The sequence below is a fragment of the Kitasatospora sp. MAP12-44 genome (assembly GCF_029892095.1).
Lineage (GTDB): Bacteria > Actinomycetota > Actinomycetes > Streptomycetales > Streptomycetaceae > Kitasatospora.
In genome coordinates this window covers 7,306,836-7,331,739 of sequence record NZ_JARZAE010000004.1, presented here as the reverse complement: position 1 = coordinate 7,331,739, position 24,904 = coordinate 7,306,836, and the positions used below count along the sequence as shown (strand labels likewise).

19 protein-coding genes and 2 pseudogenes are annotated in these 24,904 nt (G+C 72.4%); 10 read left to right on the top strand and 11 right to left on the bottom strand.

The genetic code is table 11. The features are described 5' to 3' along the window. Positions 1–21 precede the first annotated feature (21 nt). From P3T34_RS33405 to P3T34_RS33385, 5 genes are all read right to left on the bottom strand, one after another. Complete coding sequence (locus tag P3T34_RS33405; RefSeq protein WP_280669782.1) at positions 22–732, bottom strand: DUF6084 family protein; 711 nt, start codon at positions 730–732, stop codon at positions 22–24. Next, on the bottom strand, positions 729–1,397 hold the full coding sequence (locus P3T34_RS33400) for a DUF5947 family protein (protein ID WP_280669781.1): 669 nt from the start codon (positions 1,395–1,397) through the stop codon (positions 729–731). The genes P3T34_RS33405 and P3T34_RS33400 overlap by 4 nt, the downstream gene beginning before the upstream one ends. After that, positions 1,394–1,960: a NifU family protein gene (locus P3T34_RS33395; protein WP_280669780.1), complete on the bottom strand. Its 567-nt coding sequence runs from the start codon at positions 1,958–1,960 to the stop codon at positions 1,394–1,396. The genes P3T34_RS33400 and P3T34_RS33395 overlap by 4 nt, the downstream gene beginning before the upstream one ends. Then, positions 1,957–3,744 carry a nickel-dependent hydrogenase large subunit gene (locus P3T34_RS33390; RefSeq protein ID WP_280669779.1) on the bottom strand — a complete coding sequence of 596 codons (1,788 nt, stop codon included), beginning with the start codon at positions 3,742–3,744 and terminating at the stop codon, positions 1,957–1,959. The genes P3T34_RS33395 and P3T34_RS33390 overlap by 4 nt, the downstream gene beginning before the upstream one ends. A 63-nt stretch (positions 3,745–3,807) precedes the next feature. Continuing rightward, the gene (locus tag P3T34_RS33385; RefSeq protein WP_280669778.1) at positions 3,808–4,893 is read right to left on the bottom strand and encodes a hydrogenase expression protein HypE; all 1,086 of its coding nucleotides are present in this window, start codon (positions 4,891–4,893) and stop codon (positions 3,808–3,810) included. A gap of 396 nt (positions 4,894–5,289) precedes the next feature. On the opposite strand from P3T34_RS33385, the pseudogene P3T34_RS33380 reads away from it, so the two are divergent. The 3 genes and pseudogenes from P3T34_RS33380 to P3T34_RS33370 form a co-directional block, all read left to right on the top strand. Continuing rightward, positions 5,290–6,711, top strand: a pseudogene (locus P3T34_RS33380) (hypothetical protein). Beyond that, positions 6,711–7,868 (top strand): hypothetical protein, encoded by a 1,158-nt coding sequence (locus P3T34_RS33375; RefSeq protein ID WP_280669777.1) that lies wholly within the window; start codon positions 6,711–6,713, stop codon positions 7,866–7,868. The pseudogene P3T34_RS33380 and the gene P3T34_RS33375 overlap by 1 nt, the downstream one beginning before the upstream one ends. Positions 7,869–8,127: 259 nt before the next feature. Next, positions 8,128–10,062 (top strand): annotated as a pseudogene (locus P3T34_RS33370) (APC family permease); the annotation flags it as partial. Between the two features lie 499 nt (positions 10,063–10,561). Here P3T34_RS33370 and P3T34_RS33365 read toward each other — a convergent pair. From P3T34_RS33365 to P3T34_RS33355, 3 genes are all read right to left on the bottom strand, one after another. Next, positions 10,562–10,825: a dsRBD fold-containing protein gene (locus P3T34_RS33365; protein WP_280669776.1), complete on the bottom strand. Its 264-nt coding sequence runs from the start codon at positions 10,823–10,825 to the stop codon at positions 10,562–10,564. 74 nt (positions 10,826–10,899) lie between these two features. After that, the gene (locus tag P3T34_RS33360) at positions 10,900–12,156 is read right to left on the bottom strand and encodes a flotillin family protein (RefSeq protein WP_280669775.1); all 1,257 of its coding nucleotides are present in this window, start codon (positions 12,154–12,156) and stop codon (positions 10,900–10,902) included. A gap of 38 nt (positions 12,157–12,194) precedes the next feature. Next, positions 12,195–12,419: a hypothetical protein gene (locus P3T34_RS33355; RefSeq protein WP_280669774.1), complete on the bottom strand. Its 225-nt coding sequence runs from the start codon at positions 12,417–12,419 to the stop codon at positions 12,195–12,197. Between the two features lie 151 nt (positions 12,420–12,570). Between P3T34_RS33355 and P3T34_RS33350 the strand changes: the two genes are divergently transcribed. Both P3T34_RS33350 and P3T34_RS33345 read left to right on the top strand, forming a co-directional pair. Next, positions 12,571–13,044 carry a VOC family protein gene (locus P3T34_RS33350; protein ID WP_280669773.1) on the top strand — a complete coding sequence of 158 codons (474 nt, stop codon included), beginning with the start codon at positions 12,571–12,573 and terminating at the stop codon, positions 13,042–13,044. Positions 13,045–13,138: 94 nt separating this feature from the next. Next, positions 13,139–13,774, top strand: coding sequence for a hypothetical protein (locus P3T34_RS33345; RefSeq protein ID WP_280669772.1), 636 nt, complete (start codon positions 13,139–13,141; stop codon positions 13,772–13,774). Positions 13,775–13,801: 27 nt separating this feature from the next. Here P3T34_RS33345 and P3T34_RS33340 read toward each other — a convergent pair whose 3' ends face one another. Further along, entirely contained in the window at positions 13,802–14,764 is a 963-nt protein-coding gene (locus tag P3T34_RS33340) for a 2-hydroxyacid dehydrogenase (protein ID WP_280669771.1), read from the bottom strand. A gap of 110 nt (positions 14,765–14,874) precedes the next feature. Between P3T34_RS33340 and P3T34_RS33335 the strand changes: the two genes are divergently transcribed. From P3T34_RS33335 to P3T34_RS33320, 4 genes are all read left to right on the top strand, one after another. Beyond that, positions 14,875–16,362: an SDR family oxidoreductase gene (locus P3T34_RS33335; RefSeq protein ID WP_280669770.1), complete on the top strand. Its 1,488-nt coding sequence runs from the start codon at positions 14,875–14,877 to the stop codon at positions 16,360–16,362. Continuing rightward, entirely contained in the window at positions 16,359–16,808 is a 450-nt protein-coding gene (locus P3T34_RS33330) for an NUDIX domain-containing protein (RefSeq protein WP_280669769.1), read from the top strand. Before P3T34_RS33335 ends, P3T34_RS33330 begins: the two co-directional genes overlap by 4 nt. An 82-nt stretch (positions 16,809–16,890) precedes the next feature. Next, positions 16,891–19,110, top strand: a complete 2,220-nt coding sequence (locus P3T34_RS33325; protein WP_280669768.1) for an NADP-dependent isocitrate dehydrogenase — start codon at positions 16,891–16,893, stop codon at positions 19,108–19,110. An 81-nt stretch (positions 19,111–19,191) separates the two neighbouring features. Further along, positions 19,192–20,373, top strand: a complete 1,182-nt coding sequence (locus tag P3T34_RS33320; protein ID WP_280669767.1) for a winged helix DNA-binding domain-containing protein — start codon at positions 19,192–19,194, stop codon at positions 20,371–20,373. A gap of 12 nt (positions 20,374–20,385) precedes the next feature. Here P3T34_RS33320 and P3T34_RS33315 read toward each other — a convergent pair whose 3' ends face one another. Beyond that, positions 20,386–20,874 carry a DUF5954 family protein gene (locus tag P3T34_RS33315; protein ID WP_280669766.1) on the bottom strand — a complete coding sequence of 163 codons (489 nt, stop codon included), beginning with the start codon at positions 20,872–20,874 and terminating at the stop codon, positions 20,386–20,388. A 596-nt stretch (positions 20,875–21,470) separates the two neighbouring features. On the opposite strand from P3T34_RS33315, the gene P3T34_RS33310 reads away from it, so the two are divergent. Next, the gene (locus P3T34_RS33310) at positions 21,471–22,808 is read left to right on the top strand and encodes a hypothetical protein (protein WP_280669765.1); all 1,338 of its coding nucleotides are present in this window, start codon (positions 21,471–21,473) and stop codon (positions 22,806–22,808) included. Here P3T34_RS33310 and P3T34_RS33305 read toward each other — a convergent pair. After that, entirely contained in the window at positions 22,759–24,855 is a 2,097-nt protein-coding gene (locus tag P3T34_RS33305; protein ID WP_280669764.1) for a tetratricopeptide repeat protein, read from the bottom strand. The genes P3T34_RS33310 and P3T34_RS33305 overlap by 50 nt on opposite strands. Positions 24,856–24,904 lie beyond the last annotated feature (49 nt).

Sequence of the window (24,904 nt, the reverse complement as noted above, 5' to 3'; positions counted from 1 at the left end):
CGGCAGTCGGTTCGGCGGTCGTCACGGACCCGTCCTTCCGGTGGCGAGCGGAGCCGTCGCGCCCAGCAGAACGCGGGCCGGCGGCGGGGGTTCGGCGGCCTCGGCGGTCTCGGCTGCCGCCAGCAGGGCCTGCACGGTCGCCTCCCAGGAGGGCAGCGCCCGGCGCGAGCGGAAGGCGAGCAGGGCGTTCATCGTCTCGCTGGGCAGCCGCAGCCAGCCGCACCCGGGGAAGTGCTGGTCGACCATCTCCCGCCAGATCGCGACCGGCATCCGGAAGGAGGCCTCGCGGTCCCAGGGCACCGGTTCGACATGGAAGCCGCCCGCGCCGGTGAACGCCGTACCGGAGAAGAGCATCAGCAGCGGCACCTCGCCGTCCTGCAACGCGTGGAAGTACCTGGTGGGGGCGAGGTCCAGGTCGTAGCTGCACGGCACCGGGAGGTCGACCTCGATCTCCCCGGTGAAGCCGGGCACCACCAGCGAGACCTGCGCGAACTGCACCGGCAGCAGGCTGGTGCCCCAGCGCGAGCGGTCACCGAACAGGTCGCTGAGGCCCTCGGCCTCGGCCGGCTGGTAGCCGCGCCTGGCGGGCTCGATGCGCAGCTGGCAGCGCAGCGCGATCGCGTGCACCCGGGTGTCGGGCGAGGCGGTGATCCGCAGCCGGAACACCAGGGTGGGACCGGCGGCGAACCGGTCGGCGCGCACCCCGGTGCAGGAGAAGGCGAATTCGGTCACGGCGCTGCGTCCTCCTTGGGCGCCCGGGCCCGGCGGTTGACCTGTTCGAAGAAGGCCGCCAGGTCGGCCCTGGCCTCCGCGCCGCCGTCGAAACCCTGCCAGTGCAGCCGCATCCGGCCGACCAGCTCGTAGCAGATGTCGATCGGCACCAGGAAGCACTCGTAGCGGCCCTCGCTGCGGCGCACCAGCAGCGCCTCGACGTCGGGTTCGAGCAGCTCGGCCAGCCGGGTGCCGCCCAGCACGGTCTGCCAGGTCGACGGGTCCAGCTCGCTCTCGGTGGCGCCGGCCGGGCTCGGGTAGAGCGCGACCAGGCGGTCCAGCTCGGCGTTGCGGAAGAAGAAGGCGACGCTGACCGGGATCTGCAGCAGCTCCCAGGCGCCGTCGTCCAGGCTGTGGCCGGGGTCGGCGTAGTAGCGGTCCGGCACGGTCCGGAACCGGCCGCCGGCCGCGCCGGGACGGTCGAAGAGCAGCGCGCAGGGCGTGCAGGCGCAGGCCAGCGAGCGCTTCTCGATGTCCACCAGATGGCGGTGGCCCTCGGGCGCCACCACCACCCCGCACAGCTCGCAGCGCTCCTGCTGGGACTGCGGGGGCCGCACGAAGCGGCGCAGGCCGCCGGGGACGGGCGAGGGCCCGGTCCGCGGCGGCCACGCCTGACGAGTGCTCACGAGGTCTTCACCGGGTCGGCCCCGACGCCGGCCGCCGAGGGGCGGGTGCCGATCTGCAGCAGCGCGGGCTCCTTGACGGCGGCCTCCAGCTCGACTGCGACCACCTCGGGCGCGAAGCAGGCCATCGCCTCCTGGACGGTCTCCAGCAGGTCGCCGCCGGTGCTCGGGCAGCCGCAGCCGCCACCCCCGCCACTGGCGCGCACCCGCAGGGTGCCGCTCTGCGCGTCGAAGTCCACCAGTTCCACGGGCTTGTTGCGCAGCCCGGCCAGCGCGCGGCGGATCCGGGTGTCGACGTCCTCGGGGTGCAGCTCGTGCAGCACCAGCAGGCTGGACACCAACTCGTCGCGCAGCAAGCGGTCCAGGGCGCCCGGCTGCTGGCCACCGCGGCCGAGCAGCTCGACGATCCGGGCCAGCCCGGCGCCGTAGAAGTCCATCAGGACGCGCACCAGCTCCTCGGCCGAGGCGCACACCTCGCGGTCGCCGGTGGCGGCCAGGCGCTCCAGCACCTCCTCGACGCGGTGGCCGGTCAGCGCGGCGTCGGGTGCGGCGGTCGCGGCGCTCATCCGCCCATGCCGCTCAGGCCGGTGGGCACGTGCATCTTCTGCACGGTCTTGCCCTCGCCGAGGTACATGTGGACGCCGCAGGGCAGGCACGGGTCGAAGCTGCGGACCGCGCGCATGATGTCGATGCCCTTGAAGTTCTCGGGCGTGTTCTCCTCGAAGATCGGCGTGTTCTGCACGGCGTCCTCGTAGGGGCCGGGCGTCCCGTAGGTGTCACGGGTGCTGGCGTTCCACGGAGTCGGCGGGTACGGGTGGTAGTTGGCGATCTTGCCGTCGCGGATCACCATGTGGTGCGACAGCACGCCGCGGACGGCCTCGGTGAAGCCGCAGCCGATGCTCTCGTCCGGCACCTCGAACTTCTCCCAGGTCTGGGTGCGGCCGGCGCGGACCTCGGCGAGCCCCTTCTCCGCGAAGTGCAGCGCCACGGCCGCCGCGTAGGCCTGGAAGTACGTGCGGGCGCGGTTGCGCTCCAGCGCGTTGCTCCACTTCGGGATCTTCCACTCGAAGGTGGTCTCGGGCTTGGTCATGGTGCGCGGCAGGTTGATCACCACGCTGTGGCCGGTGGCCTTGACGTAGCCGATGTCGACCAGTCCGGACAGCGCGGTGGACCACAGCCGGGCGATCGGGCCGCCGCCGGTGTCCAGCGCGAGGTAGTCCTTGCCGTCGAACCAGCGCGGCGACATCACCCAGCTGTACTTGTCGTCGAAGTTGCGCTTCTGCGGCGCCGGGATGGTGTGCTGGTTCCACGGGTGGCGCGGGTCGACCGGGTTGCCGAGCGGGTCGTGGGTGACGAACTGCTCCTTGCCCTCCCAGTCCTGGTAGTAGGAGCTGCCGAGCAGGATCCGGATACCGAGGTTGATCTGGGTGAGGTCGTTGGTGACCAGCTTGCCGTCCACGATGATGCCCGGGGTGACGAACATCCGCCGGCCCCAGTCGGTCATGTTGCGGTAGGTGAAGTCGCAGTACTCGGGGTCGTTGAGAGCCCCCCAGCAGCCGAGCAGGACACGCCGGCGGCCGACCTCCTCGTAGCCCGGCAGCGCCTCGTAGAAGAAGTCGAACAGGTCGTCGTGCAGCGGGACGACGCGCTTCATGAACTCCACGTAGCGCATCAGCCGGCTGAGGTAGTCGGTGAAGAGCTGCACCGAGGCGACGGTTCCCACGCCGCCCGGGTAGAGGGTGGAGGGGTGCACATGGCGCCCCTCCATCAGGCAGAACATCTCCCGGGTGTAGCGGCTGACCTGGAGTGCCTCGCGGTAGAATTCGCCCTCGATCGGGTTGAGCGAGCGCATGATGTCGGCGATGGTCTTGTAGCCGTGCTCGCCGGCGTGCGGGGCCGCGGTGCGTTCGGCCAGCTCGAGGACGCCCGGGTTGGTCTCGCGGACCATCTTCTCGCAGTAGTCGACCCCGACCAGGTTCTCCTGGAAGATGTTGTGGTCGAACATGTACTCCGCGGACTCGCCCAGGTTGATGATCCACTCGCCCAGGTGCGGCGGCTTCACCCCGTAGGCCATGTTCTGCGCGTACACCGAGCACGTGGCGTGGTTGTCACCGCAGATGCCGCAGATGCGGCTGGTGATGAAGTGCGCGTCCCGGGGATCCTTGCCCCGCATGAAGACGCTGTAGCCGCGGAAGACCGACGAGGTGCTGTAGCACTCGGCGACCTTCTTCTGCTTGAAGTCGATCTTCGTGTGGATGCCGAGGCTGCCCACGATCCGGGTGATCGGGTCCCAGGCCATCTCCACCAGGCCGCTGCCGTCGCCGGTCGCCTTCGTGGTCGGTGTTGCCATCGTTATGCCGTGCCCTTCTTCATGCGGGGAGGTCTGCTGGACGGTTCGGGTTCGGGCGCGGGCTCACCAGGGCGGTCGGTAACCGGTGGTCAGCTTCTCCCCGGTCTGGCGCCACTTGGGCTCCTTGTCCACGGTCGCGGCGGTGACCGCGCGCAGCTTGCGGACCACCGCGCCGTACGCGCTGCTGGCGGCGCTGGAGATCTTGCCGCCGGGCGGCTCGTCCATGAACGGCATGAACTTGTCGGGGAAGCCGGGCATCGTGCAGGCGATGCAGATGCCGCCGACGTTGGGGCAGCCGCCGATGCCGTTGATCCAGCCGCGCTTGGGCACGTTGCACTTCACCACCGGCCCCCAACAGCCCAGCTTCACCAGGCACTTGGGCGAGTCGTAGGTGGTGGCGAACTCACCCTGCTCGTAGTAGCCGGCCCGGTCGCACCCCTCGTGCACGGTGGCGCCGAACAACCAGGTGGGGCGCAGGTGTTCGTCCAGCGGGATCATCGGGGCGGCGCCGGTGGCCTGGTGGAGCAGGTAGACCAGCGTCTCGGAGAAGTTGTCGGGCTGGATCGGGCAGCCGGGCACACAGACGATCGGGATGCCGGCCTTGGACTTCCAGTCCCAGCCCAGGTAGTCGGGCACACCCATCGCGCCGGTCGGGTTGCCGGCCATCGCGTGGATGCCGCCGTAGGTCGCGCAGGTGCCGATCGCGACGACCGCCAGCGCCTTGGGGGCGAGCCGGTCGATCCACTCGCTGGTGGTGATCGGCTGGCCGGTCGCGGGGTCGTCACCGAACCCGCACCAGTAACCCTCGGCCTTGATCGCCTCGTTGGGGATGGACCCCTCGATCACCAGGACGAACGGGTCGATCTCGCCGCGCTCGCCCTTGAAGAACCATTCGATGAAGTTGTCCGCACCCTGGACCGGTCCGCACTCGAAGTCGATCAGCGGCCAGTGGATGGCGATCTTTGGCAGGCCGGGGAGCACGCTGAGCGCGATCTCCTCGATGCTGGGCTGGGTGGCGGCGGTGAGCGACACGGAGTCGCCGTCGCAGCTCAGGCCCGCGTTGATCCAGAGGATGTGGATCGGGGACTCGTCGGTGCCCGGCGCGGACGCGTCCGGCGCTGTGGCCGAGGTCGGCGAAGCGGGGTTCATGGGGGCCTCCTCAGGGAGGTGTGGGACGAAAACCCTCAGGTCAGTCTCAGCGTGCTGGGAAGCGGGCCCCGGTGGGACGTCAGGCACGGCCAATCCGGTGACGCCCCTTGCGCCGACGGGCTGGTCGGCACCGCTGGGACCACTCGCCGATGCTCACGCACACCGGACCGGGCGCGGCGGTCGGCGAGCCGCCGTGTCACTCGAAAGCGAAGCCGGTGCAGGCCCAGTTGGCGCAGCCCGTAATGCCGACGCGATCGGGTGACCCGCCCTGGTACGGTCGGCGGGCCGGCCGCGGGACTCCGGTGCGACTTCCGGAACCTGCCTCTGAAGCAATGATTCGCAGCTCGCGCCCCCATTCCCCGGCCGGCATCCGACCACGACCGGGGGGCTCGTCCGATGGATTCCTACGGCGACCTGATAGCCGCCGACGACGTCCTGCTGTTCGTCAACGCGGCGATCACCTCCACCGGGCAGCGCGAGTTCCACAGCGAGGCGGATGAGCAGCGGCTCTCGCTGGACTTCCTGCACGAGTACATGATCGGCAACTACCGCGGCCTCTACGCGGCGGTGCTCGCGCTGGACATCAACGACCACAACGCGGCGCTGATCGTGCGGCGGCTGCTGGAGACCGCGCGCGAGGCGGACGAGGAACAGCGGCGCACCGAGGGCCGGCTGATCGCCCGGCGGCTGGCGCTGCTGCCCCCGCAGCGGGTGTACGGGCTGTTCCGGGAGCTGCGCCGGGCCAAGGTCAACAACCGCCGCACCCGTGCGGTGATGCGCGACTGGATCGCCGCGCGCCCGGATCCGGCCTTCGACGCCGTGAAGTACCGCAGCGGCCTCAAGCTGACCCTTCGCCATGCCCATCTCGCCCCTGCCGGCGAGGAGTTGGGACCGTTCCTGTTCGCACCGAAGAGCCGCGCGCGGTTCGGCACGCCGATTCTGGAGAGCTGGCGCCGGGCGCACTACGAGCAGGCCGCCCTCTACGAGCTGCCGTACACGGTGGCCGAGGGGTTCGCCGCCAAGCACGGGATCGCGCGCGGCGCCTTCCTGGAGCGGATCGCTCCGAGGATGACGCGCCTGGAGCAGCTGCGGCTGCAGGAGCGCGCACGCGGCAGCCGGGCGCCGGCGGTGCGGGCCGACCTGACCCGGATGCCGCTCACCCGGCTCGCCTCGTACGTGCTGGCGCTGCCGCTCGGCCGACCGGCTGGCCCGGCGCGCCGAGCTGACCGAGGCGCTGCGCACCGCGGCGGGCCGGGCGGCGGGGGTGCACCGGGGGCGATGGGGGCGGGTGGCGGCGGTGCTGGACGACAGCTTCTCCACCGTCGGGTCGGCGCAGAAGCGGCGCCGGCCGCTGGCGGCCGCGCTGGCCGCGCACTACCTGCTCCAGGCGCTGGCCGGCCACTACACCGCGTTGTGGACCTCCGGGCGCACCGACGCGCTGCTGAGCTATCCGTACGGTCCGACGCCGCTGGGCCGGCGGATCCTGGACGCGCTGGAGACCGCGCCCGAGCGCCTGGTGATCGTCTCCGACGGCTGGGACAACGCGCCGCCCGGGCTGGCCGGCGAGGTGCTGCGGATCTGGCGCACCCGGCTCGACCCGGAGCGCCGCACCAGCGTCGTCCACCTCAACCCGGTCTACGACGCGGACGACTTCGACGTGCGCCGCTCGCGCCGACCGTCCCCACCGCGGGCCTGCGCGACGCCGAGGACCTGCCGGCGCTGGTCGAGCTCGCGCAGTTCGCCGAGGGCCGCACCGGCCTGGCCGAGCTGACGGCCTACTTGGACAGCCGGACCGCCGCCTTCCTGGAGGGCCCGTGATGACCGCGCTGGACCTGACCGGCCTGACCACCCGCCCCTCCCAGGTCTGGGGCGGCGTGCGGCTGGTGCCGCTGGTGCGCGAGCGGCCGCTGACCGATCTGCGGCTGCACGAGGAGATCTACAGCGACGGTCCTGGACTGGTCGGGCTGGGTCCGCGCGACCACTACCTGTCGTACATCCCGCACGGGTTCGTCGCCGCCTGGACCGACGACGGTTCGCCGGCCGCCGCCTACGGCACCCAGCTGGCCTCCGGTCGCGGCGAGGCGCCGAAGGCGTCCATGCCGCTGCACTTCCACCGCCGGATGACCCGCCGCCAGGCCAAGGACCGGCTGCGCTTCCTGCCGCTGCACCTGGCGTTGGAGGGCTACCTGTCGCTGCACTTCGGCGGGCCCTCGATCGCCTGGCAGGAGTGGTCGCAGCGCGCGGTGCGCCAGGGGCTCGCGCCGCGGGTGGAGGAGGCGTACACCGGCGCACAGGTGCGCGGGCTGGCGGACGCGCTGCGGGTGTTCGAGATCCACCCGAACCAGTGCGGCCTGCTGGTGTACACCGCCGACGCGCTCGCGGCCGCCTTCGTCGTACCGCATCCCGAGGACTACCGCGCCCTGCACCCCACCCTGGTGCAGGACCTCTACGGCGAGCTGATCCACCACTACGCGACGCTGATGACGCCGCTGCCCGACTTCAGGGCCGAGATCGCTGATCGCGGGATCCGCTCACTGGCCGAGTTGCGGTCGGCGGCGCGGAGCCAGGAGAGCCGGTGGGCGGACTTCCACGACTCGACGATGGCCGGCGGGCTGCTGGGCGCCGCGTACAGCCGGGAGACGGTGTACCGGCTGGGGCGCTTCACGCTCGCACGGTTCCTGCCGCCGTTCGCGCCCAAGCAGGAGAACCACATCGGCGAGACGATCACCGACGAGGCCGGCCGGGTCGCCTATCTGAAGAGCTTCCGGCTCTCGGAGAACCAGGTGCGGCGCGGGCATCTGCTCGGTGTGCTGGCGGGGCAGGAGTGGCACCTGGGCAGGGCGGCGGGCGCGCTGGGGATCACCGAGGCCCAGCTGGGGCTGCGCCTGGAGGGGGCGGGCTTCGGCCACCTGCTGCGCCAGGACGTCCTGGACGGATACCGCAAGCGGGGCGGGGGCGTTAAGAGCCGGCGTTAACGGGTCCGCCTGATTCCCGCCAGGGCGTATGGAAACCGTCAAGATAGCGTCAAAAAAGCCGCTGGAACCCGACCCGATGGGGCCGCGGCGAGCGAAAGACGTTAAGAAGATAGTCGTCAAAAAAGGAGACGGCTCCCTTAGGCCGTCAGCAGTACCAGGGACTACGCAGCGCAGCGCCGCCAGGTACTCACGGCCGAAAGGATGGCGCATGGCCGCGCCCGAACGTCTCGCCAATGATCCAGCAGCAAAACCCGCAGCCCTGCCGGGCAACGTCGTCGAGATCCCGGAGAGCCCCGGCTACCGCCTGAAGAAGGCGCTGCTGGGCCCGCCGCTGGTCAGCTCGGAGCTGCACAACGAGAAGCTGTCCAAGCCGATCGCGCTGGGCGTGCTGGCGCCGGACTGCATCAGCTCCAGCGCGTACGGCACCGAGCAGATGCTCACCCAGCTGATACCGGCGGTCGGGGTGGCCGGGTTCGCGCTGGTCATGCCGGTCACCGGGATCATCCTGGCGCTGCTCTTCCTGCTCACGCTGTCCTACCGCGACGTCGTGATGACGTACACCAAGGCCGGCGGCTCGTACGTGGTGGCGCGCGAGAACTTCGGGCCGCGGGTCGCCCAGATCGCCGCCGTCGCGCTGCTGATCGACTACATCGTGACGGTGGCGGTGCAGACCGCCGCCGGGACCGACGCGGTCGCCTCGCTGCTGCAGCTGCTCCTGCACACCAACATCGACCACGAGAAGATCTGGATCACCTGCGGGGTGGTCGTCCTGCTCTTCTACGGGAACCTGCGCGGGATCCGCGAGGCCGGCAAGGCCTTCTCGCTGCCGACCTACCTCTTCATCCTGGCGACCGGGCTGACCGTGATCGTCGGCATGATCCGGCTCTTCACCGGCAGCCTGCCGCAGCTCACCGACGCGCAGCTGCACGCACCGGGCGTGATCGACATCGGCCACCCGGGCGGCGGCATCCTGATGGGCGCCTCGCTTTTCATCATGATGCGGGCCTTCGCCAACGGCGGTTCCTCGCTGACCGGTCTGGAGGCCATCTCCAACGGCGTCAGCGCGTTCCGCAGCCCGCAGGGCCCCAACGCCCGGCGCACCCTGGTGATCATGAGCGCCATCCTCGGCACCCTGGTGCTCGGCGTCTCCACGCTGGCCTGGAAGACCCACGCCGTGCCCTTCTCCTCCGGCAGCCCCACGGTGCTGGCCCAGGAGGCGCACCTGGTCTTCGGGCAGAGCGGTTTCGGCAACGTGATGTTCGCCTTCGTCCAGATCGCCACCGCGCTGATCCTGTACACCGGCGGCAACACCTCCTTCAACGGCTTCCCGTTCCTGGCCAGCTTCGTCGCCGAGGACTCCTTCCTGCCCCGGCAGCTGACCATCCGCGGCCACCGGCTGGCCTTCTCCAACGGCATCATCGTGCTGGCGGTGGCCTCGCTGGTGCTGCTGATCGGCACCGGCGGCGACCTGACCAAGCTGGTGGCGCTCTACGCGATCGGGGTCTTCACCGGCTTTGTGATGGCGGCCGCCGGCCTGGTGAAGTACAACTGGGTGCGCCGCGACCCGCATCGGACGATGAAGATCGTCGTCAACGCCGCGGCGTCGGTGGCCTCCGCCGCCGTGGTGGTGATGTTCGCGGTCACCAAGTTCACCGAGGGCGCCTGGATGGTCGTCGTCATCTTCCCGATCGGCGTCTGGGCGCTGATCCGCACCAACAGCCGCTACCGCGCCGAGACCGCCGCGCTGGCCGCCGCCCCGGCCTCGGCGACCACCGCCGCCAACACCCGCAGCGTCGTCTACGTCCTGGTGGACCGGCTCGACCTCGCCGTCGTCAAGGCCCTGCACCACGCCCGCAGCCTGCGCCCGACCGAGCTGAGCGCCGTGCACTTCATGGTCGACGACCGGCAGGCCGAGCGGCTGCGCGCCGACTGGGAGGCCAACCACGCCGCTGACGTGCCGCTGGAGATCATCGAGTGCCCCGACCGGCGACTGCGCCGCGCGGTGGCCGAGCTCTCGGCACGCGCCACGGCCGACGGCCGCACCGACGTCACGCTGCTGATCCCCCGGCGCGCCTACGGCCCGCTGTTCGGCCGGCTGTTCCACGCCCGGGTCGGCGACCGGATCGCCCAAGTCGCCGGGCGCCTGCCGCACGTCGCGGCGACCATCGTGCCGTTCGACGTCACGCAGGCCATCGAGGAGCTCGGCCCCGACCAGCTGGGCGCGCCGGTGCCGGTGTCCGCCGCCGTCAGCGCGGCGCGCCGGGGCGAGAGCGCGAACGGGCGGCGCCGACTCCCCGTCCCGGACGACGCCGCGCCCGCCGAGCGGGGTGAGGTCGTGCGGCGTGCCGACGGCACCGTCGCGATGTCCGACCTGCAGTGGCGCCAGCGGGCCAGCGTCCGGGGCCAGGTGCGGTCGGTCAACGTCACGCCGGTCTCGGGCACGCCCCGGCTGGAGTGCGAGGTCTTCGACGAGACCGGCGGCATCACGCTGACCTTCTACGGCCGCCGCGCCATCCAGGGCATCCAGCCCGGCGCCCGGCTGCGGGCGGAGGGGATGGTCGGCAACACGGACGGCTACCTCACCATCGCCAACCCCTCGTACGAGCTGCTGATGCCGCACGAGGACCCGGCGGACCCGTCCGCCTGATCGCGCGACCGCTGATCCGCCGGCGGGGCAACTCCCCGCCGGCGGATCAGAAGATCAGATAGTTGGGCCGCAGACTCGCGTCCTCCAGGTCCCCGGCCGCCTGGGCGCGCAGCTTGTGCGAGAGCGCGTCCAGCGCGCGAGCCGCCGCGACCTCCTCGCCGATCCCGGCCACCGGACGGTCGGCGGTGCTGCGCACGGACTCCGCGTGCGCGCTCAGCGCCGGCGCGCGTACGCCGACCAGCCTCGCCTCGCAGGACGTGAGTGTGCCGTCCTCCTCGAAGCTGAGTTCGACATCCCATTGGTTGTGCATCCCGCACCTCCTGGCGCCGGTCCCGTCACCCCGCTCCCACCAGCGTCCTCCCACCCCGCCCGGGCGGCAAGATCTCAGACCGCCTCGGCCTGCGGCTGCGGCGACGGCGGCGTGGTCGGCCGGACCGCGGTGGACTGGCGCAGCGCGTCAAGGATCGCCATGCCCTGGCCGACGATGCCGGCGGCGACCTGGTTGACGCCCTCGGTGCCGTTCAGGATCGTCAGGTTGGAGCTCGCGATGCCGCGCGCGGCCGCGTCGACCAGGGCGGGCAGGTTCTCCACGACCCGGTTGGCGGCGATCAGCTCCTGGTTGCCGTTCTTGAGCGAGGCGGCGCGGGCGTCGTTCGCGGCGGCCTGGGCCTCGGCGGTGGTCCGCTCCGCGTACGCGGTGCCGTCCGCCTGGACCCGGATCGCCTGCGCCTCGGCGGTGGCCAGCGTGGTGCGGCGGTAGGCCTCGCCCTCGGCCTCGAACTTCGCCCGGTCGCGCTGCGCCTCGGCCAGCGTGCGCTGGCGGTAGGCCTCCGCGTCGGCCGGCCGGCGCACCTCCGCCTCCAGGCGCTGGGCGGCCAGGTTGGCCTGGCGGGTGGCCAGCGCGGTCTGCTCCTCGATGACCTCCTGCGAGGCCTTCGCCTCGGCCAGCGGACCGGCCTGCGCGGCCTTGGCGTTGGCCTGCTCGGTCTCGGCCACGAAACCGGCCCGCTTGATCGCGGTGTCCCGCTCGTACTGCGCCTTCAGCGCCAGGGCCTCCTGCTCGCGCTGGGCGGCCTCCTGGTCGGAGCGGGCCTGGGCGATCCGGGCCTGGCTGGCGACCGCGGCGGCGTGCGGGGCGGCCAGGTTGGTGATGTAGCCGGTGGCGTCCTCGATCTCCTGGATCTGCAGGGCGTCCACCACGATGCCCAGCTTCTCCATCTCGTTGTGGCTGCCCGCCTTCACCTCCTGCGCCACCCGGTCCCGCTCGCGGATGATCTGCTCCACCGTCAGACCGCCGATGATGGACCGCAGATGGCCCGCGAAGATCCGGCCCACCAGTTCCTCCATCCGGTCCTGCTCGGCCAGGAAGCGGCGGGCCGCGTTGGAGATGGAGACCGAGTCGTCGCCGACCTTGAACACCGTCACCGCGCGGACGTTGAGCCGGATGCCCTGCTGGGTCACGCAGTCCTCGGAGATCTCCGCCTCGCGCAGCGCCAGCGACAGCATCCGGGCCTTCTGCTTGATCGGCATCACGAAGCTGCCGTGGCCGGTGACGATCCGGAACTGGGTGTCCTGGGCCTGGCGCTTGGAACCGGAGATCAGCAGCGCCTCGTTCGGCGCGGGGACATGCCAGAACAACATCGCGGAACTCCTCTATGAAGCTTTTACGAAGAAGGACTTTACGAAGAGGGAAAGGGGACGACGATCACCGAGCGCGCCGAGGTCCGCTCCACCACCATCACCTGGGCGTGTCGGGGAATGGGCTGGTCGGCCCAGGCGGCGAAGGCCTCCGTCCCGCCGCGCACCGGCACCAGCACCTCCCCCGGCCCGTCCGTCGGGATCGAGACGGTCACCCGTCCGACGGCGCCGACGGGGCTCTGCTCCGCGTCGCCCGGCACGTCCATCAAGCTCACCCCGCCCTCTGGCCCGGCAGAACCTCTGGCCTCCAATCTAACGATCGCGGGGGCGAAAAGAGCCTCCCGCGACAGGCGACGCTCCGCGGGCCGTGCCAGGCTCGGTACAAGGACGCAGGCACCGAAAATCCAGGAGCGCACGATGTCCGCTGTGAAACCCATTCCGGACGGTTACCCGCGCGTATCGCCGTACCTTTTCGTGGACGGCGCCGCGGCGGCGATCGACTTCTACACCACCGTGCTCGGCGCCGCCCAGCGCGGCGACCGGATGACCGGGCCGGACGGGCGGGTCGGCCACGCCGAACTGCAGCTCGGCGACTCGCTGATCATGCTGGCCGACGAGTACCCGGAGATCGGCGCTGTCGGCCCCAAGACGGTCGGCGGCACGCCCGTGCTGCTGAACGTCTACGTCGAGGACGTCGACGCGGTGTTCGGGCTGGCGCTGGCCAACGGCGCCACCACGCTGCGCCCGGTCGAGAACCAGTTCTACGGCGACCGCTCCGGCTCCTTCGCCGACCCGTTCGGCCACCACTGGAACGTCTCCACGCACATCGAGGACGTGCCGCCGGAGGCGATGCCCGGGCGCGCGGCCAAGGCGATGGGCGGCGAGAGCTGAGCGTTCCGTCTACGGGGTGGACAGCTGCCCGGGCCGCGGGCGCGATCCCCTACGCTGCCGCCCGTGAACCCGATATGTACTGTGCAGGCCGCCCATGGCTGACTGGGCGACCATCTCCTCGCTGGCGACCGCCGGCGGAACGCTGATCCTGGCGGTCGCCTCGTTCGCCTCGATCCGCTCGGCGGACCGCGCCGCGCTCTCCGCCGAGCGGGCCGTCCAGGCCTCGCTGCGACCGGTGCTGATCTCCTCGCGGGTCGGCGACCCGGATCAGAAGCTGATCTGGATGGACGGCCACGGCACCCGCCTGCACGGGGGCGCGGGCTACGTCCAGGTCGAGGAGGACCGGCTCTACCTGGCAGCCTCGCTGCGCAACGTCGGCCCCGGGATCGGCGTCATCCACGGCTGGCGGCTCGCCGAGGCTGACACCTACGCCTCGCGGGGGCCGGCCGACCCGGAGTCGTTCCGACGCCAGTCCCGCGACCTCTATGTCGCCCCCGGGGACACCGGCTTCTGGCACGCGGCGATCCGCGAGGCCACCGACCCCGACCACGCGCCGATTCTCCAGCGCCTGAAGAACCGCGAGCGGATCAGCATCGACCTGCTCTACGGGGACCACGAGGGCGGCCAGCGCACCGTCAGCCGCTTCGCGCTGATCCCGCACGGCGCGGAGGGGACCTGGTACTGCCAGGTCGTCCGGCACTGGAACCTGGACCGGCCCGACCCGCGCTGACCGCCCCCCCCCCCCCCCCCCCCCCCGCTAACCGGCGATGATCACGTTCTCCAGCGGCTCGCCCTTGACGAAGCGGCTCAGCTGGGCGGCGATCAACCGGCGCGAGCGCGGCAGGAACGCCGAGCTGCTGCCGCCGACATGAGGGGTGATCAGCACGCCCGGCGCATGCCAGAGCGGGTGGCCGGCCGGCAGCGGCTCGGGGTCGGTGACGTCCAGCGCCGCCCGCAGCCGGCCGGCCGTCAGCTCGGCGAGCAGCGCGCCGGTGTCCACCACCGGGCCGCGCGCCACGTTCACCAGCAGCGCGCCGTCCGGCAGCGCGGCCAGGAACCCGGCGTCCACCAGGCCGCGGGTGGCGTCCGAGAGCGGCACCGCGAGGATCACCACATCGGCCGCCGGGAGCAGCTCGGGCAGCTCGGCCAGCGAGTGCACCGGGCCGTGCGGGGCGCTGCGGGCCGTGCGCGCCACCCGCAGCACCTCGCACTCGAAGGGCCGCAGCCGCTCCTCGATCGCCGCGCCGACCGCGCCGTAGCCGACGATCAGCACCGTCCGGTCGGCCAGCGCCGGGTAGAAGCCGGCCTGCCACTGCTCGGCGTCCTGGCCCCGGACGAAGCGCGGCACGTCGCGCAGCGCCGCCAGCGTCAGGGTGAGGGCGAGCTCGGCGGTGGAGGCGTCGTGCACGCCGCGGGCGTTGCAGAGCGTCACGCCCGCCGGGATGTGCGGGAGGATGTCGTCCACCCCGGCGGTCTGCGTCTGCACCACGCGCAGCCGGGGCATCGCGGGCAGCAGCGGCAGCACCGAGCCGGGGTGCAGATAGCTGTAGGGGACGACCAGGAAGTCGGTACGGGCGAGCAGCTCGGCAGGCGGCGGGCCGGGGCGGCCGTCGCAGGAGGTGTTGTCGAACACGTGCGCCTCCAGTTCGGCGGGCAGCCCGGGGATGCTCTCGGCGGGATAGGGCAGCAGCACGACGGGGGCGGTGGCAGCGGTGGTCATGGCAGCGAATCTACCGACCCCCGTTGCCGCCGTTTGGCCTCGTGCTGGGCACTCCGTACGATTCATCGAGTAATCGGGTGGGATCAGCGGATGAAGGAAGCAGCGAAGGCATGACGACGGCAGAGGAGCAGCAGGACATCACGGAGCTCGAATTCGGGCCGGGTATCGACCCCGAGCGCCTGCGCTTCTGCCTCGAGGTACTCGCCGAACTGGACGAGCTGGACGTCGACCACCCTGACGCGATCACCGTGCGCCGCGCCGTCGCGGGCATCTTCCGCACCGTGAAGCAGCGCCGCCGCCAGGAGACCCGGGCCGCCAAGTCGGCCAACGACCGCGCCGTGACCGCCGCCACCGCGACCGGCGCGCCGGGCCGGATCGACGACGAGACCGCGGGCGTGTTCGGGCTCTCCACCCCGACCACCACCGAGATCGCCGGCATCCTGCAGCGCCCGCGCTCCTGCTACACCTGCAAGACCCGCTACGTCGAGGTGGACGCCTTCTACCACCAGCTCTGCCCGCCGTGCGCCAAGGAGAACCGCTCGCGCCGCGACGCCCGGGCCGACCTGACGGGCCGCCGGGCGCTGCTCACCGGCGGCCGGGCCAAGATCGGGATGTACATCGCGCTGCGCCTGCTGCGCGACGGCGCGCACACCACGATCACCACCCGCTTCCCCAACGACGCGATCCGGCGCTTCAAGGAGATGCCCGACAGCGGCGACTGGCTGCACCGCCTGAAGATCGTCGGGATCGACCTGCGCGACCCCGCCCAGGTGATCGCGCTGGCCGACTCGGTGGCCGCCGAAGGCCCGCTGGACATCCTGATCAACAACGCGGCGCAGACCGTGCGCCGCTCCCCGCGCGCCTACGCGGAGCTGGTGGCGGCCGAGTCCGCGCCGCTGCCCGCCGGGGCACTGCCCGCCTCCGAGGTGATCGGCCACTTCGGCAGCGGCGCCGTCGAGCGCCCGGCCCTGCCCGGCCAGGCGGACGGCGCGCACGACGGGCTCACCGCCCAGCAGGTCACCTCGCTGGCGCTGGTCACCGGCTCGGCCTCGCCGGCCCGGATCGAGGCCGGCACCGCGATCGACGCGGGCGGCCTGGTGCCCGACCTGGACGCCACCAACACCTGGGTGCAGACGGTCGACGAGGTCGACCCGATCGAGCTGCTCGAAGTCCAGCTGTGCAATATGACCGCGCCGTTCCTGCTGGTCAGCCGGCTGCGCCAGTCGATGGCGGCGGCCCAGGCGCACCGCAAGTACGTGGTGAACGTCTCCGCCATGGAGGGCCAGTTCAGCCGCGGCTACAAGGGCGCCGGGCACCCGCACACCAACATGGCCAAGGCCGCGCTCAATATGCTCACCCGCACCAGCGCCAAGGAGATGCTGGAGACCGACCGCATCCTGATGACCGCGGTGGACACCGGCTGGATCACCGACGAGCGCCCGCACCCGGACAAGATGCGGCTGGCCGCCGAGGGCTTCCACGCCCCGCTCGACCTGGTGGACGGCGCGGCCCGGGTCTACGACCCGATCGTCCGCGGTGAACTCGGGGAGGACCTCTACGGGTGCTTCCTCAAGGACTACGCCCCCTCCCCCTGGTGACCACCCCGCCGCTGATCGGGGTCGGCGTGATCGTGCCGGCCCCGGACGGCCGGGTGCTGCTCGGCCGGCGGATCGCGGCCGGCGAGGCGCCGAGCTGGGGTCTGCCGGGCGGCAAGGTGGACCAGCCGGGCGAGTCCTTCGAGCAGGCCGCCGCGCGCGAGCTGGCCGAGGAGACCGGGATCACGCTGCCCTCGACGCGGATGCGCGTGCTGGGCGTCCTGCTCGACCACCGGGACGGGCGGACCCGGCTGACCGCGGCCGTGCTCGCCCCGGTCAGCGACGCGGCTGCGCTGGTCGTCGAGCCGCACGCGTGCGGCGGGTGGGAGCGTTTCGCCGTGGACGCGCTGCCGCGGCCGCTCTTCGCGCCGTCCGGCTGGGTGCTGTCGCGCTGGCGGCCGGGGTCGGCGGCGCTGCCGGCCGACGTTTTCGGGTATCCGATCAGTTGACCCCGGGGGGGTTGGTGTCGGGGAGGGCCCAGGACGAGATATCTTGACATCAAGACGTTGTAGACGTGAAGCGGAGTATGCGGTGACTGACTCGACCATCATCTATACGCACACTGACGAGGCCCCGGCCCTGGCAACGTATTCGTTCCTGCCGGTCATCCAGGCCTACGCCTCGACAGCGGGCGTCCGCGTGGAGACGCGTGACATCTCCCTGGCCGGGCGGATCATCGCGAGCTTCCCGGAGCGTCTCGCGGAAGGCCAGCGCGTCCACGACGCCCTCGCCGAGCTCGGCGAGCTTGCCAAGACCCCCAGCGCCAACATCATCAAGCTGCCGAACGTCTCGGCCTCGATCCCGCAGCTCAAGGCCGCGATCGCCGAGCTGCAGCAGCAGGGCTACGCGCTGCCGGACTACCCGGACGAGCCGACCTCCGACGACGAGCGCGACGTCCGCGCCCGGTACGACAAGGTCAAGGGCAGCGCCGTCAACCCGGTCCTGCGCGAGGGCAACTCCGACCGCCGCGCGCCCGCCTCGGTCAAGAACTACGCCAAGAAGCACCCGCACCGGATGGGCGCCTGGACGGCCGAGTCGAAGACCAACGTCGCGCACATGACCGCCGACGACTTCCGCTCCACCGAGAAGTCCACGGTGATCGCCGAGGACGGCACGCTGCGCATCGAGCTGGTGGCCGAGGACGGCAGCACCACCGTGCTGCGCGCCTCGGTGCCGGTGCTCGCCGGCGAGGTCGTGGACGCGTCCGTCATGCACGTCGCGGCGCTGCGCGAGTTCTTCGCCGCCCAGGTCGCCCGTGCCAAGGCCGAGGGCGTGCTGTTCTCGGTGCACCTCAAGGCCACCATGATGAAGGTCTCCGACCCGATCATCTTCGGCCACGTGGTGCGCGCCTTCTTCCCGAAGACCTTCGCCCAGTACGGCGAGGTGCTCGCGGCCGCCGGCCTGAACCCGAACAACGGCCTCGGCGGCATCCTCGGCGGCCTGGACGCGCTGCCCCAGGGCGCGGAGATCAAGGCCTCCTTCGACGCCGAGCTCGCCGAGGGCCCGGCGCTGGCGATGGTCGACTCCGACCGCGGCATCACCAACCTGCACGTGCCGAGCGACGTCATCGTCGACGCCTCGATGCCGGCGATGATCCGCACCTCCGGCCACATGTGGGGCCCGGACGGCAAGGAGGCCGACACGCTGGCCGTCATCCCCGACAGCAGCTACGCCGGCATCTACCAGGTCGTCATCGACGACTGCCGCGCGCACGGCGCCTACGACCCGAGCACCATGGGCTCGGTTCCCAATGTCGGCCTGATGGCGCAGGCGGCCGAGGAGTACGGCAGCCACGACAAGACCTTCGAGATCGCCGTCGCCGGCACCGTGCGGGCCGTCGACGCGGCCGGCAACACCGTCCTGGAGCAGCCGGTCGCCGCCGGTGACGTGTTCCGGATGTGCCAGACCAAGGACATCCCGGTCCGCGACTGGGTCAAGCTCGCCGTCAACCGCGCCCGCGCCACCGGCAACCCGACGGTGTTCTGGCTCGACGAGACCCGCGCGCACGACGCCAACCTGATCGCCAAGGTCAAGGCGTACCTGCCCGAGCACGACACCACCGGGCTGCAGATCGAGATCATGTCGCCGGAGGCGGCCATCGCGTTCTCGCTGGAGCGGATCCGCCGCGGCGAGGACACCATCTCGGTCACCGGCAACGTGCTGCGCGACTACCTGACCGACCTGTTCCCGATCCTGGAGCTCGGCACGAGCGCCAAGATGCTCTCGGTGGTTCCGCTGATCCACGGCGGCGGCCTGTTCGAGACGGGTGCCGGCGGCTCCGCGCCCAAGCACGTGCAGCAGCTGGTCAAGGAGAACTACCTGCGCTGGGACAGCCTGGGCGAGTTCTTCGCGCTCGCGGCCAGCTTCGAGCACCTGGCGCAGAGCACGGGCAACGCGCGGGCCCAGGTGCTCGCCGACACGCTCGACCGGGCGACCGGCACCTTCCTGGAGGAGGACAAGTCGCCGAGCCGTCGCCTGGGCGGCATCGACAACCGCGGCAGCCACTTCTACCTCGCGCTGTACTGGGCGCAGGAGCTGGCCGAGCAGACCGCCGACGCGCAGCTCGCGGAGGCCTTCTCGGGTCTCGCCAAGACGCTGGCCGAGCAGGAGCGGACCATCGTCGACGAGCTGATCGCGGTCCAGGGCTCGCCGGTCGACCTCGGCGGCTACTACCAGCCCGATGTTGCCAAGGCGGCCGCCGCCATGCGTCCGTCGGTGACCTTCAACGAGGCCATCGCGACGCTCGGCTGACAGCAGTGAGGGGGAGGTCCCCGCGCCCGGAAACGGGCGCGGGGACCTTTCGCTGTCCGATGGCAGGGCTAGGCTCCGTCCATGACCGGTCAACTGCCTTTCATCAGTGACGAACAGCGCCGCGCCCGGCTCGGCCGGCGGCACCTGCTGGCACCCGGGCGCGCGGCCCGGACCGTGGAGGAGGTCGCGGACGCGCTGGCCGGCCTGCACGCCACCGACGCCTCGACGGTCTACCTCACGGCCTGCGCGCGGCTGGCCCGTCCCTCGGCCGGTGAGGTCGAGCGGGCGCTCTACGAGGAGGTGACGCTGGTCAAGCTGCTATCCATGCGACGCACCATCTTCGCCGTCACCGAGGAGTTCGCGCCGTACGTCAGCTCCTCCAGCGCGCGGGCCATCGCGGTCAAGGAGCGGGCGACGCTGGTCAAGCACCTGCGGGAGCACACCGACGACTGGGACGAGCCGCGCCTGGCGCGCACCGAGCAGCGGGTGCTGGCCGCTCTGGCCGCCAGGGGCGAGGCCACCACCGCCGAACTCGCGGCCGACGTGCCGGAGTTGCGCGAGACGATGCTGATGTCGGCGGGCAAGCCGTACGAGGCGCGGCAGAGCATCGGCAGCCGGCTGCTGCGCCTGCTGGCCTCGGACGGCCACGTCCGGCGGTGCCGTCCCCGGGGCTCCTGGGCCAGCAGCAGCTACCCCTGGGCGCCGGTCGAGCAGTGGCCGGACGTGCCGGTGCGCGAGGCCAAGGCCGAGGTGGTCCGGCGCTGGCTCGCCGCCTACGGGCCGGCCACCGTGGAGGACGTCAAGTGGTGGACGGGCTGGACGCTCGGCGACACCCGCAAGGCGCTGGCCGACCTCGACGCGCAGCCGGTGCGGCTGGCCGACGGCCCCGGCGTCGTGCTGCCCGGGGACACCGAGCCGGTGCCGGCCGGTAAGCCGTGGGCCGCGCTGCTGCCGGGCCTGGACCCGACGGTGATGGGGTGGCGCGGCCGGGACTGGTACCTGCGGCCCGAGGACGTCCCCGCGCTCTTCGACCGCGCGGGCAATGCCGGGCCGACCGTCTGGTGGAACGGCCGGGTGGTGGGCGGCTGGGCGCAGCGGGCCGACGGCGAGCTGGTCTGGCGCCTGCTCGCCGACCTGGGCCCGGAGCGGGCCGCTGCCGAGGCAGCCGTGACGGCGCAGGCCGAGCGGCTGGCCGGCTGGCTCGGCGAGGTGCGGGTCACGCCGCGCTTCCGCACGCCGCTGGAGCGGGAGTTGACGCGTTAGCGGGTCTACGGGTCAGGGGGTGTCCCGGCTGGCCGCGGAGGGGATGCGCTCGTCGAAGGCGGCCGGGAAGACCCGGTCGGAGGGCAGCGGCGGCTGCGGACCGTGGGCGGCCAGCAGCAGCGTCTGCTCGATCCGGGCGATCCTGAAGAGCTGTCCGTCCAGGACGACCTGGCCCTGCTCCAGCGCCTCGACGGCGACCGCGGCCTGCTCCCAGCGCGCCGCACCCGGGCCCGCCTTGGCGCTGCGGTTGCGCAGCACCAGGGCCAGCGCCAGGTGCGCCTCCTCCAGCGTCACCTGGGCGGGGAAGAGCATCCGCCAGCCGCTCTCCTCCAGCACCAGGCCGGAGTAGCCGGTGTAGGCGGTCAGGCTGTCGACCCACTCGGTGCTCGACCCGGTGTAGGGGTGCGCGCGGCGCAGCAGCTCGTCGCGCTCGCCGCTGGCCAGCACCTCGCTCACCTGGGCCTCGAAGTCCTCGACCGACCCATCATCATTCGCATCCATATGCACCATATTCCCCGAACGGCCCACCCGTGCGCAGGATTTCCGCCGGAATCACCCTCCAGGGTTGATCGCCCGCGGGTGCGGGAGCCGGTAGGTTGATACCTCTGACGGAGCGGCGGGGTGGGCGTGGGCGAGTGGTCGGACGAGTGGGTCCGTGTTCCGGTCGGGGAGGATGCGCACCGGTGGGCTACTCGCGGGCGCTGCAAGCGAGTTCTGCTGGTCGTGCACAACGTGACGGCCGCCACCCGGCTGCTCGACGTGCTCCCGCTGTTCCGCGACGACCTGCGCGTGCAGCTGCTGGCCAGCTGCACGGGGTCGTCGCCGTTCCGGTCGGGGGTCGCTGAGCTGCTGGCCTCGGTCGGCGTGCCGGTGCTGCCGTGGGAGCAGGTGCTCAGCACTCCGGTGGAGCTGGCCATCTCGGCCAGCTATGGGGGGCAACTCGACCTGATAGAGGGGGAGTTGGCCGTACTCTCGCATGGCGTCGGCTACAATAAGAGATTGGCCACACCGGACACCGGACACCGGACACCGGACACCGGACACCGGACACCGGACACCGGACACCGGACACCGGACACCGGACACCGGAGCCGCCGGTGTTCGGCCTCGCACCGCCGTGGCTGCTCCGAGCGGACGGTCAGCCGATCGCGGACGCCATGGTGTTCTCCCACCCCGAGCAGGTCGACCGGCTGCGGGCGGCCTGTCCCGCCGCGCTACCGGCGGCCGTGCTGGGCGGCGACCCCTGCTTCGACCGCATCCTGGCGGCCCGCCACCAGCGCGAACGCTTCCGCCGCGCACTGGGCGTGCGGCGCGGACAGCGGCTCGTGCTGCTCAACTCCACCTGGAACCCCACCGCGCTGTTCGGTGACGGCGGGCAGGACGACGTACTCCCGCAGCTGCTCCCCCGGCTGACCGGCGAACTGCCCGCCGACGAGTACCGCCTCGCCGCCGTCCTGCACCCGAACATCTGGCTGGGCCACGGCCCGGGGCAGATACGGCTCTGGCTGGACCGCGCCGCCCGCTGCGGCCTGACCCTGGTCGATCCGCTGGACGGCTGGCGGCAGGCGCTGATCGCCGCCGATGCCGTCATCGGGGACTTCGGCTCGGTGTCCTACTACGCGGCGGCCCTGGGCACCCCGGTGCTGCTCGGCGCGGCGCCACTGGACGGACTCGACCCCGGCTCGCCGGTGGCCGCGTTCGTCCGGCAGGCGCCCCGGCTGGACCCGTTCGGCGCGCTGCTGCCGCAGATCGAGCGGGCTCTGGGCGAGCATCGGCCGCTGCCGGGCCCGGCGGAGCTGACCAGTTCGGACCCGGGGAAGTCCGCCGCGCTGCTGCGCGAGCTCTTCTACCGGCTGCTCGGCCTCCCCGAACCCGCCGGTCCGGCGCTGCTCGACCCGCTGCCGCTGCCGCCGCACCAGCCCGCGCGGATCGCCGCGCCACTGCGGGTCCTGACCCAACTGGCGCACGACGGCAGCGAGATCAGCGTCCGCCGGTACGCCGACCCGTGCTATGAGCCGGACGGCCCCGGCGAGAGCCTGCTGGCCGTGCCCGAGGACACCCTCGACCCGGGCGAACTGGCCCTGGCCGACCTCGTCTTCCGCCACGGCCCGGCCCACGACCCGCGGTTGGGCCGACCGCAGGAGTGGGCCGCCGAGGTGCTCGCCCGGCACCGCTCGTGCTCGCTGGCCGCCTATCTCACCGAGCCGGGCCGGTGCACCGCACTGCACCGCGACGGGACGCTGATCCGGCTGGCGGCCGACCGCGAGGCCGCCGACCCCGCCGCGCACGCCGCCGCGCTGCTCGCCTGGCTGGATGCCGGGCGGAGCATAACTCCCGGGCTGGTGCTGACCGTTCGCACCGGTGACAGCAGCGACCTGGTGCGGGTCACTGCTGTCCGGCGGCCAGGCAGCGCAGGCGCAGCCCGTCGAGGGTGATCAGGTGGGCCCGTGCCTTCTCCAGAGTGAGGATCGCCGCCGCCCGGTCGATCAGCGCCAGCGCGTCAGCGGGCCGGCCGGCCAGCAGGTGGGTCTCGGCGAGGTCGCTCATCACCCGGGCGGCGTTGTACCGCTCCCTGCCCCCGCCGTCCTCGAAGAACTCCAGTGCGCGGGTGAGCAGTTCGACGGCTCGCGCCGACTCGCCCAGCCCGCGCAGGGCCCGGCCGCGGTGGCGCTCCAGCAGCGCCCGGGCTCGTGGCAGGTCGGCGAAGCCCACCTCGCCCTCGCGGATGCCGTCGAGGATCCGGCCGGCCTCCTCGAAGCAGTCGAGAGCCGGCTGGAACCGCCACTGCCGCAGCCGCAGCAGTCCCAGCGTCTCGACGGCGGTGGCCCGGCCCCGGAGATGGCCGACCGTCCGCTCGGCCTCCGCGGCCGCGATCAGCTCGACCTCGGCCTCCTCGTAGTGCTGGAAGTCCATCAGCCCCAGGGCGAGTTGGGTGTGCATCCGGCCGGCCATCCGGGGGTCGAGGCCGCGCAGCTGCGAGGCCGCCCGGGCACCGGCCCGCAGGGCGGGGAGCAGGACGTCGGCCCGGCCGACTTTCAGCTGCCAGGCCCAGAGCGCCTCGACCAACTGGCAGACGAAGTCCGGCTCACCGAGCCCCTCGGCGGTGCGCACGGCTTCGAGCAGGTTGCCGATCTCCTCGCCGAGCGCGGCCAGCGCCCGGCCGACGCCCTCGTCCGGGGCGGGGCCCTGCTCCCGGTACGGCGCGTAGAGCGGGCCGAGCTGCCAACGCCCGCTCAGGGCCGCGTAGTCGTGGCGAACAGCGAAGCGCAGATACCACCCGACCAGCTCGGCGGTCGCGGCGTCGCAGGCCGCCTTGCCGTCCACCCTGGCGGCTGCCGCCTCGGCATGGCGCCGCACGGCCGGCCGATAGCGGTAGCGGCCGGCCGCGGTCTGTTCGAGCAGGCCCCGATCGGCGAGTTCGGCGAGCAGTCGCGCCGCCTCCCCCGCGCCCGTGCCGGCGACCACCGCGGCCGAATCGGCGCTGATGGCGGGCCAGGGGCGCAGCGCGCAGAGCCGGTAGAGCGCGGCGGCCTCGGTGTCGAGGTCCTGGTAGAGGTCCTCGATCGCGTCGGCCACCGGATCGGCCGCACCGGCGCCGCCACGCGGCGCGAGCCCGGTCGTGAGGCGTTGGGCCGCGGCCTGCAGCGCGAACGGTGAACCGGCGCAGCGGGCCAGCACGGAGGGCAGCGCGGCTCGGGCCGCCGTGACGGCCTGCTTGCCGGCCAGGTCGATCAGCAGGCGCTTGGCGTCCTTCTCGGGCAGCGGCCCGACCGGGACGCGCACCGCGTCGAGGCCGGTCAGTGGACGGCGCGCGACGACCACCGTGAAGACCCCGGGGGCGGTGGTGATCAGCGGCAGGACCTGGGCGGCGGACTGGGCGTGGTCGAGCACCACCAGCAGGCGCCGGTCGGCGAGCAGGGTCCGGTAGAGGTCGGTCCGGTCCGCCGGGCCGGGCGGGATCTCCTCGTCGGGCACGCCGAGCCGGCTGAGGAAGTACCGCAGCACGGTGGCCGGTTCGGGCGCGGAGCCCACCGACCCGCCGCGCAGGTCTACATAGAGCTGTCCGTCCGGGAACCTGGCGGCCTCACGGTGCCCGAAGTACAGCGCGAGCGCGGTGGTGCCGATCAACTCGGGCCCGGCCAGCACCGCGAGGCGGGTGCGCCCGTCCGCCTTGCGCGCGGCCTCCTTCTGCAGGGCGGCCAGCTGATCGGCCCGGTCGGTGAAGAACCGCGCCGAGGGCGGCAGCAGCGCCGGCACGCGGTGGGCGAGACCCGGCGCCGCGCCCTGGGTGGCCAGCCAGGCCGCCAAGGCCCTTGCCCGCTCCGGCTCCTGACCGGCCAGCTCGACCAACTGGGCTGCCAGGGCCGCCCGTTCCTCGGCCCCGCGGGGCGCCGGCACCTCCCGGCCGAACACCCGGCGCACCGCTCCGCCGAACGACTCGAAGGCCAACTTGCCCGCCTCCGTGGCCATGCTGGCGCTCATCGCACTCATGACTCCCGTGACCGCCGTGACCGACAGCGGATCCACCACG

Coding starts and splice junctions, on each gene's coding strand:
- P3T34_RS33395 (WP_280669780.1), bottom strand. CDS start 1,960: ATGAGCGCCGCGACCGCCGCACCCGACGCCGCGCTGACCGGCCACCGC.
- P3T34_RS33390 (WP_280669779.1), bottom strand. CDS start 3,744: ATGGCAACACCGACCACGAAGGCGACCGGCGACGGCAGCGGCCTGGTG.
- P3T34_RS33385 (WP_280669778.1), bottom strand. CDS start 4,893: ATGAACCCCGCTTCGCCGACCTCGGCCACAGCGCCGGACGCGTCCGCG.
- P3T34_RS33375 (WP_280669777.1), top strand. CDS start 6,711: ATGACCGCGCTGGACCTGACCGGCCTGACCACCCGCCCCTCCCAGGTC.
- P3T34_RS33365 (WP_280669776.1), bottom strand. CDS start 10,825: ATGCACAACCAATGGGATGTCGAACTCAGCTTCGAGGAGGACGGCACA.
- P3T34_RS33360 (WP_280669775.1), bottom strand. CDS start 12,156: ATGTTGTTCTGGCATGTCCCCGCGCCGAACGAGGCGCTGCTGATCTCC.
- P3T34_RS33355 (WP_280669774.1), bottom strand. CDS start 12,419: ATGGACGTGCCGGGCGACGCGGAGCAGAGCCCCGTCGGCGCCGTCGGA.
- P3T34_RS33350 (WP_280669773.1), top strand. CDS start 12,571: ATGTCCGCTGTGAAACCCATTCCGGACGGTTACCCGCGCGTATCGCCG.
- P3T34_RS33345 (WP_280669772.1), top strand. CDS start 13,139: ATGGCTGACTGGGCGACCATCTCCTCGCTGGCGACCGCCGGCGGAACG.
- P3T34_RS33340 (WP_280669771.1), bottom strand. CDS start 14,764: ATGACCACCGCTGCCACCGCCCCCGTCGTGCTGCTGCCCTATCCCGCC.
- P3T34_RS33335 (WP_280669770.1), top strand. CDS start 14,875: ATGACGACGGCAGAGGAGCAGCAGGACATCACGGAGCTCGAATTCGGG.
- P3T34_RS33320 (WP_280669767.1), top strand. CDS start 19,192: ATGACCGGTCAACTGCCTTTCATCAGTGACGAACAGCGCCGCGCCCGG.
- P3T34_RS33315 (WP_280669766.1), bottom strand. CDS start 20,874: ATGGATGCGAATGATGATGGGTCGGTCGAGGACTTCGAGGCCCAGGTG.
- P3T34_RS33305 (WP_280669764.1), bottom strand. CDS start 24,855: ATGAGCGCCAGCATGGCCACGGAGGCGGGCAAGTTGGCCTTCGAGTCG.